The following is a 7579-nucleotide window of genomic DNA, read 5'->3' as shown; positions in this document are numbered from 1 at the left end:
GGCGGGGGTGGCGGCCGGGTGTCCGGTGCTGGGTGGTGGGGCGTCAGGCCTTCTTGGTCTCCCAGAAGATGGCGTCGATCTCGGCGATCAGGTCCAGCAGGGCCTGGCCGGTCGCCGGGTCGGTGGACGCCTTGGCGGCCGAGGCGGCCTTGCCGGCGCGGTTGAACAGGTCGTGCAGGCCGGGGTACGCCTCGAAGTGCGGGGCCTTGAAGTAGTCGGTGTGCAGCACCGAGAGGTGGTGCTTGACCAGCTCGGCGCGCTCCTCCTTGATGACGATGGCGCGAGCGCGGAACTCGGCGTCCTCGTTGGCCTGGTACTTCTCCTGAGTGGCCTTCACGGACTCGGCCTCGATGCGGGCCTGGGCCGGGTCGTACACGCCGCACGGCAGGTCGCAGTGGGCGTGGGCGGTGACTCGCGGAGCAAACAGACGAGAGAACATGGGGGTCCTTCCTTAGATCGTCTTCCCGGGCCCGAGATTACCCTCACGGCGGTCCGAAATCGCCGTCGCCCCGGTGGCCTAGGGCAAAAGAAGGAGTTCGAACCATGCGATATGGGACACCGTTCGGCGTCGCCGACATCGCCGGCCCGTCGATGCGCCGGCTGCTCTCCGACGGCGACCGGGTGCTGGTGCGCTACGGCGCCCGGCTGCGGCCCGGGGCGATCGCGCTGTTCCGGCACCCGTTGCAGCAGGACCTGCTGGTGGTCAAGCGCGCGGCCGGGCGGCGGCCGGGCGGCTGGTGGATGCTCTCCGACAACCCGCTGGTGCACACCGACAGCCGCGAATACGGGGCGGTGCCGGACGAGTTGGTGCTCGGCCGGGTGCTGCTGCGGCTGGCCCCCCGGCCGGCCTGGCTGGCGCCGGGGCGGCGGCTGGAGCGGGTGCTGGGCGGGCGGGCGGTGCGCGGGCGGGTGCCGGGTCTGGCCGAACGGCTGGGTGTGGGCGCGCCGTTCGACCCGGAGCTGTGACGGCCCGTCCGGTGGCGCACCGTCAACCGGGGCGTCGAGCGGGGCGTCGAGCGGGGGCCGGTCGGGGAGCCGGTCGGGGGGCCGGTTGGGGGTTCAGCCCTGGGCGGCCGAAACGCGCTGGGCCTCCTGGCGCTTGCGGGCCCGGTAGGCGGCCACGTTGGCGCGGGTGGCGCAGCGGTCGGAGCAGTAGCGGCGGGAGCGGTTGGTGGAGGTGTCGAGGTAGGCGTTGCGGCAGGGTGCGGCCTGGCAGATGCCGAGCCGGTCGACGCCGAGCTCGGTGAGGTGGATGGCCAGGCCCATGCAGGCGACGGCGGCGTAGTTGGCGGCCGCGGTGGGCGCGTTGTCGGCCAGGTGCAGGTGCCAGTGGGGGCGGCCGGTGTCGTCCAGGTCGTCGTGGCCGGAGACCAGCGGGCTGACGGGGTACTCCACCATGAGGCTGTTGAGCAGGTCGACGGCCCGGACGTCCTCCCCCGCGGCGGCGGCCTCGAAGACCCCGCGCAGCCGGGTGCGGACGGCGCGCAGCCGGGGCAGGTCGGCCTCGTCGGCGAGCGCGGCGGCCCGGGAGGGGGTGCCGAACAGGGACCGGACGGCGTCCACCGAGGTGAGGTCGTCGGTGCCGCGGTCGGGCTCCTCGCTGTTGACCAGCCGGACGGCGAAGTCGGCGTACGAGGCGAGCTCCACGGGGGTCCTTCCGGGCGGGGTGTAACGGGTCGAATGACTCCAGGGTATTACAGGTGCGGGGGCGCGTGCCGGTGCCCGCCGCGCGCGGGGCGCAGGGCGGGCACCGGTGGGGCGTACGGGTGTGCGGGGAGGCGTGCGGGTCAGAGCACCTTGGAGAGGAACGCGCGGGTGCGCTCGTGCCGCGGGTTGCCGAGCACCTCGCGCGGGTGGCCGGACTCGACCACCACGCCGCCGTCCATGAACACCAGCGCGTCGCCGACCTCGCGGGCGAAGCCCATCTCGTGGGTGACCACGATCATCGTCATGCCGTCCTCGGCGAGGCCGCGCATCACGTCCAGCACGTCGCCGACCAGTTCGGGGTCGAGCGCCGAGGTGGGCTCGTCGAACAGCATCAGCTTGGGCTGCATGGCCAGCGCCCGGGCGATGGCGACGCGCTGCTGCTGGCCGCCGGAGAGCTGGGACGGGTAGCTGCCGGCCTTGTCGGCCAGCCCGACCCGCTCCAGCAGGGCCATCGCGCGCTCCTTGGCGGCGGCCCGGCTCTCCTTCTTGACCTGCACCGGCGCCTCGGTGACGTTCTCCAGCGCGGTCATGTGCGGGAACAGGTTGAAGCGCTGGAAGACCATGCCGATGTCCCGGCGCTTGAGCGCGACCTCGCGGTCCTTGAGCTCGTGGAGCCGGTCGCCCTTCTGCCGGTAGCCGACCAGTTCGCCGTCCACGTACAGCCGGCCGGCGTTGATCTTCTCCAGGTGGTTGATGCAGCGCAGGAAGGTGGACTTGCCGGAGCCGGACGGGCCGACCAGGCAGAACACCTCGTTCTGCCGAACCTCCAGGTCGATGCCCTTGAGCACCTCGACCTGGCCGTAGGACTTGTGCACGCCCTCGGCCCGGACCATCGGACGGTCGGCGGCCAGGGGCGGCTTGGACAGGTCGGTCATGCGTCCTTCCCTCCGTCCGGAGCGTTGCCGGAAGCGCCGCCGGAAGCGCTGCCCGGAGCGTCACCGGGCGCGTCGCCGGGCGTCGCGGGGGCGGCCGCCGTCTTCGCCGGGGCGCGGCCGGCGAACAGGGCGCGCGCCCGCTGCAGCGGGGTCGGCGGCAGCGTCCGGTTGGCGCCGCGGGCGTAGTACCGCTCCAGGTAGTACTGGCCGACGGTCAGCACCGAGGTCAGCAGCAGGTAGTAGATCGAGATCGCGATCATCGCCGCGATCGGCTTGTAGGTGCGGGTGGAGATGTCGTGCCCGGCGGTGAACAGCTCCACCAGCGAGATCACCTGCACCAGCGAGGTGGTCTTCAGCATCGAGATGGTCTCGTTGCCGGTCGGCGGGATGATCACCCGCATCGCCTGCGGCAGCACGATCCGGCGCAGCGCGGTGGCCCGGCTCATGCCGAGCGCGTGCGCGGCCTCGGACTGGCCCTCGTCCACCGACTGGATGCCGGCCCGGACGATCTCCGCCATGTAGGCGGCCTCGTTGAGGCCGAGGCCGAGCAGCGCGGCGGTGAACACCGGCACCAGGGTGTTGGACTCCTGGGACCAGAAGGACGGGCCGAACGGGACGCCGAGCGAGATCTGCTTCCACAGGAAGCCGATGTTGTTCCAGAGCACCAGCTGCACCAGCACCGGGGTGCCGCGGAAGATCCAGATGTAGAACCAGGCGGTGCCGGAGAGCACCGGGTTCTTCGACAGCCGCATGACGGCCAGCAGCACGCCGCCGACCACGCCCATCAGCATGGACAGCGCGGTCAGCTCCAGGGTGACCCAGATGCCGTGCACCACGGTGGGGTCGCGCAGCGTGGCGCCGACGAAGTCCCAGTCCAGCGCCGGGTTGGTGAACAGGACGTGCAGCAGCATCGCGCCGAGCACGGCGACGACGGCGACGGAGACCCAGCGGCCGGGGTGGCGGACGGGGACGGCCCTGATGGTCTCGGGCCGTCCCTGCTCCGCCGCCCCCTGGTCGGTCTTTTCCACGTGATTACCTCGTCAGGGGATCGGGCGGCGGGGGTCAGCCCTTGCCGGCGGGGTTGATCTCGGAGGTGCTGATCGCTCCGGCGGAGACGCCCCACTTGTCGAGGATGGTCTTGTAGGTGCCGTCCGCCATCAGCGACTGGATCGCGCCCTGGACGGCCTTGCTGAGCGGCGAGTCCTTGGCCAGGATCACGCCGTAGGGGGCGGCTCCGTAGGTGTCGCCGAGCTTCTCCAACTGGCCGCCGGTCTGCTTGAGGGCGTAGTCGATGACCGGGGAGTCGGCCAGCATCACCTGTTCGCGGCCGGAGACCAGCGACTGGGCGACGTCGGTCTGCAGCGCGAAGCGGTCGCCGTCGTTCGGGATGGCGGGCTTGCCGGCCGCGGCGCACGCCGGGTTGCGGGTGTCCTTGACCTCGTCGGCCTGCGTGGTGCCGTCCTGGACGGCGACCTTCTTGCCGCACAGGTCGTCCAGGGCGATCTTGTCGGGGTTGCCCTTCTTCACGGCGGCGGAGGTGCCGGCCGAGAAGTAGGTGACCATGTCGACCTGCTCCTCGCGCTCCTTGGTGTCGGTGAAGGAGCTCATGCCGAGCTGGTACTTGTCCGACTGGATGCCGGGGATGATGTCGGTGAAGCCGGCGCTCTGGAAGTCGGCGGTCAGGCCGAGCTTCTGGGCGATGGCGACGCCCAGGTCGACGTCCATGCCGACGATCTTGCCCTTCTCGTCCTTGAACTCGTTGGGCGCGTACGACGTGTCGGAGCCGACCACCAGCTTGCCGCCGGACTTGAGCTCGGCCGGGACGAGGGCGGCCAGTGCCGGGTCGGCCTGGACGGCCGGGATGGGCTGGGTGGGGATCGGGGCGGCGCCCGAGGTGGTGGCGCCGGTGCTGGAGCTGCCGCAGGCGGCGAGGAGCAGCGAGCCGGCCGCGAGGGCCGCCGTCGCGGCGATCGGCCGCAGGCGAGGGGTACGGGCAGCGGGCATGGGGGGATCTCCTCCGGGAGGTCGGACGGTGTTCGCGCTGCCGGGTGGGGTGGCGCGGTACAGCGGGGTCGGTGCTCGCCACCCTCCGCCGAGGTGACAGGTGGATCCGATGTGGGGGGAATCCTGCCACTGTGGGTGGGCAATTCATCCCTGCCGCAGATCAAAATCGGATAACAGGACTGGCTACCGTCCGTTATCCGGTGTTTTTCCAGGACCATGTCACCCGGTGCATAGCCATGCACCGGGTGACCACCCCGCGGGCCGGAGCTAGTAGCCGCCGTTCACCACGGCGCTCTGCACCGCGCCGCCGGACAGGCCCCACTTCGCCAGGATCTTGTCGTACTCGCCGTTGCGGATCAGCCGGTCCAGCGCCTTCGCCACGGCGTCCCGCAGCACGGTGTCCTCCTTGGCGAAGGCGATCCCGTACGGCGCGACCTGCCACTGGTCGCCGACCACCTGGAACTGCCCGCCGGCCCGCCCGTTCTTCACCGCGTGCGCCGCCACCGGCGCGTCGTCCAGGTCCGCCGCGGCCCGGCCCTGCGCGACCAGGGCCAGCGCCTGGTCGTCGGTGTCGGTCTCGGTCACCGTCAGCTTCCGGCCGGCCCGCTCGCACGCCGCGGCCTGCCGCTCCAGCATCCCCGCCTGGGTGGTGCCGCGCTGCACCGCGATCGTCCGCCCGCACAGGTCCTCCGGGCCGGTGATCCGCTGCGGGTTGCCCTTGGCGGTCACGATCGAGGTGCCGGTGGCGAAGTAGTCGACGAAGTCCACACCGTCGTTCACCTTGCGGGCCTGCTCGTCGACGCCGTCCCGGCGCTGCGCGGTGTCGGTCATCCCCGACATCACCACGTCGTACTCGCGGGCCTGCAGCCCCAGCCGCAGCCGGTCGAACGGCACGTCGCTGAACTGCACCCGCAGGCCCAGCACGCCGCCGATCGCGTTGGCCAGGTCCACGTCCAGGCCGTCCGGCCGGTCGCCGTCCGCCTTGAACCCGATCGGCGCGTAGGTCAGGTCCGCGCCGATCCGCAGCACCCCGTCCTTCCGCAGCTGCTCGGGCAGTTGGGCGTGCAGGTCGGACGCCGACCCGGCGTCGCCGCCCGACCCGGCGGAGGAGCCGCAGCCGGTCAGCAGCAGCGTCCCGGCCAGCGCCGCGGCGGTGAGGACGCCCGCGGCGGGACGGGGGCGGACGCCGGATCTGGCGGGGGGAGTGGCCGTCGACATTGGGGTTCCTCCTGTGGGAGAGGGGGCGGGCCCCCGCCGCTGCGCGCTGGTGTGCGCGACCGGTGCGACGGGGCAGGACGCGGGCCCGACGTGCGCGGGAACGTCCGGACAACGGTGGTCGAACACCGGATACTGCCATCCCGGCCTGATGGAACGGGTAGCGGGTGTGTCAGAATCTGGTATCGGGTGACCCCCGACGCAGAACTCAGACCGCCGGTCCGCCACAGGGCCGGGGGCGCGGACGAACGGAAGCCCTCACCGGCTCCGTATCGGAGGCGCCGGCTTCCCCTCCGGGTCTGCGTTCACTCCTGCGAGTGCCCGGCGGACCCCTCGCTCACCAGGGGTCACGCGGACAAGAAGGACCCGGCACAGGTGCGGTACCGGCGTCCGGACGAACAAGCGCAGAACACCTACACCCTCACCCCGAGGGCGCCGCCCGACGGCTGCGCCCCGACCCGGCCCCGGGTACGCCACGGACGGCGTGCCCGTACCCGCGCATCGCCGCGCGCCGAGGTCGAAGTCCGTCGGACGCGCGCCTTCGCCGATACATGACGAAGAGGTCATTGTGGCAGCGGAGATCATCACCGACACCCAGAGCACCGACGACCCGGTCGACGCCGTCTTCGCGCTGCACCGCGGCGGCAAGATGGAGATCCGGGCGACCGTCCCGGTCCGCGACAGCGAGGACCTGTCGCTGGCCTACACCCCGGGCGTGGCCCGGGTCTGCACCGCCATCGCCGAACAGCCCGCCCTGGTGGACGACTACACCTGGAAGGCCAACACCGTCGCCGTCGTCACCGACGGCACCGCGGTGCTCGGCCTCGGCGACATCGGCCCCCGGGCTTCGCTGCCCGTCATGGAGGGCAAGGCGATCCTGTTCAAGCAGTTCGGCGGCGTCGACGCGGTGCCGATCGCGCTGGACTGCACCGGCGTCGACGAGATCGTCGAGACGGTCGTCCGGCTCGCCCCGTCCTTCGGCGGCGTCAACCTGGAGGACATCTCCGCCCCGCGCTGCTTCGAGATCGAGCGGCGGCTCCAGGAGCGGCTGGACATCCCGGTCTTCCACGACGACCAGCACGGCACCGCGATCGTCACCACCGCCGCGCTGCGGAACGCCGCCAAGGTGACCGGCCGTCAGGTCGGCGACCTGCGCGCGGTCATCTCCGGCGCGGGCGCGGCCGGCATCGCGATCGCCAAGATGCTGCTCGCCGCCGGCATCGGCGACGTCGCCGTCTGCGACCGCCGCGGCGTGGTCCACCAGGGCCGCGAGGACCTCACCGACGTCAAGGCGGAGATCGCGGCGCTCACCAACCGCAGCGGCGTCCAGGGCAGCCTGGCCGACGCGCTGAACGGCGCGGACGTGTTCATCGGCGTTTCCGGCGGCACCGTCCCGGAGGAGGTCGTGGCCACCATGGCGCCCGGCTGCTTCGTCTTCGCGATGGCCAACCCCACCCCGGAGATCCACCCCGAGGTCGCCCACCGCTACGCGGCCGTGGTCGCCACCGGGCGTTCGGACTTCCCGAACCAGATCAACAACGTGCTGGCCTTCCCCGGCATCTTCGCCGGCGCGCTCTCCGTCCGGGCCAGCCGGATCTCCGAGGGCATGAAGCTCGCCGCGGCCGAGGCCCTGGCGGGCGTCGTCGCCGACGAGCTGACCCCGCAGAAGGTCATCCCGTCGCCCTTCGACGAGCGGGTCGCCCCCGCGGTCACCCGCGCCGTCGCGGAGGCCGCCAGGGCGGAGGGGCTCGCCCGGATCTGACCGGGGAGCACACGGC

8 protein-coding genes are annotated in these 7579 nt (G+C 72.2%); 2 read left to right on the top strand and 6 right to left on the bottom strand.

The window, feature by feature from the left end; all coding sequences use genetic code 11:
- Positions 1 to 43 precede the first annotated feature (43 nt).
- Positions 44 to 439 carry a superoxide dismutase, Ni gene (gene sodN / locus ACFUEL_RS30760; protein ID WP_030457790.1) on the bottom strand — a complete coding sequence of 132 codons (396 nt, stop codon included), beginning with the start codon at positions 437 to 439 and terminating at the stop codon, positions 44 to 46.
- Positions 440 to 543: 104 nt separating this feature from the next.
- Between sodN and sodX the strand changes: the two genes are divergently transcribed.
- The gene (gene sodX / locus ACFUEL_RS30755; protein WP_380240062.1) at positions 544 to 966 is read left to right on the top strand and encodes a nickel-type superoxide dismutase maturation protease; all 423 of its coding nucleotides are present in this window, start codon (positions 544 to 546) and stop codon (positions 964 to 966) included.
- A gap of 93 nt (positions 967 to 1059) precedes the next feature.
- Here sodX and ACFUEL_RS30750 read toward each other — a convergent pair whose 3' ends face one another.
- From ACFUEL_RS30750 to ACFUEL_RS30730, 5 genes are all read right to left on the bottom strand, one after another.
- Positions 1060 to 1647: a CGNR zinc finger domain-containing protein gene (locus tag ACFUEL_RS30750; RefSeq protein WP_380240061.1), complete on the bottom strand. Its 588-nt coding sequence runs from the start codon at positions 1645 to 1647 to the stop codon at positions 1060 to 1062.
- A 140-nt stretch (positions 1648 to 1787) separates the two neighbouring features.
- Positions 1788 to 2540, bottom strand: a complete 753-nt coding sequence (locus tag ACFUEL_RS30745) for an amino acid ABC transporter ATP-binding protein (protein WP_380240063.1) — start codon at positions 2538 to 2540, stop codon at positions 1788 to 1790.
- Positions 2541 to 2578: 38 nt separating this feature from the next.
- Positions 2579 to 3610 (bottom strand): amino acid ABC transporter permease, encoded by a 1032-nt coding sequence (locus ACFUEL_RS30740; RefSeq protein ID WP_380240060.1) that lies wholly within the window; start codon positions 3608 to 3610, stop codon positions 2579 to 2581.
- 34 nt (positions 3611 to 3644) lie between these two features.
- On the bottom strand, positions 3645 to 4586 hold the full coding sequence (locus ACFUEL_RS30735; protein WP_380240059.1) for an ABC transporter substrate-binding protein: 942 nt from the start codon (positions 4584 to 4586) through the stop codon (positions 3645 to 3647).
- A gap of 267 nt (positions 4587 to 4853) precedes the next feature.
- Positions 4854 to 5804, bottom strand: coding sequence for an ABC transporter substrate-binding protein (locus tag ACFUEL_RS30730; protein ID WP_380240058.1), 951 nt, complete (start codon positions 5802 to 5804; stop codon positions 4854 to 4856).
- Between the two features lie 565 nt (positions 5805 to 6369).
- Here ACFUEL_RS30730 and ACFUEL_RS30725 point away from each other — a divergent pair.
- Entirely contained in the window at positions 6370 to 7563 is a 1194-nt protein-coding gene (locus tag ACFUEL_RS30725; RefSeq protein ID WP_380240057.1) for an NADP-dependent malic enzyme, read from the top strand.
- Positions 7564 to 7579: the final 16 nt, after the last annotated feature.

The organism is Kitasatospora sp. NPDC057198 (assembly GCF_042670125.1).
Lineage (GTDB): Bacteria > Actinomycetota > Actinomycetes > Streptomycetales > Streptomycetaceae > Kitasatospora.
Note: the sequence above shows the minus strand (reverse complement) of the source record. Positions and strands in the feature narration are given on the sequence as shown.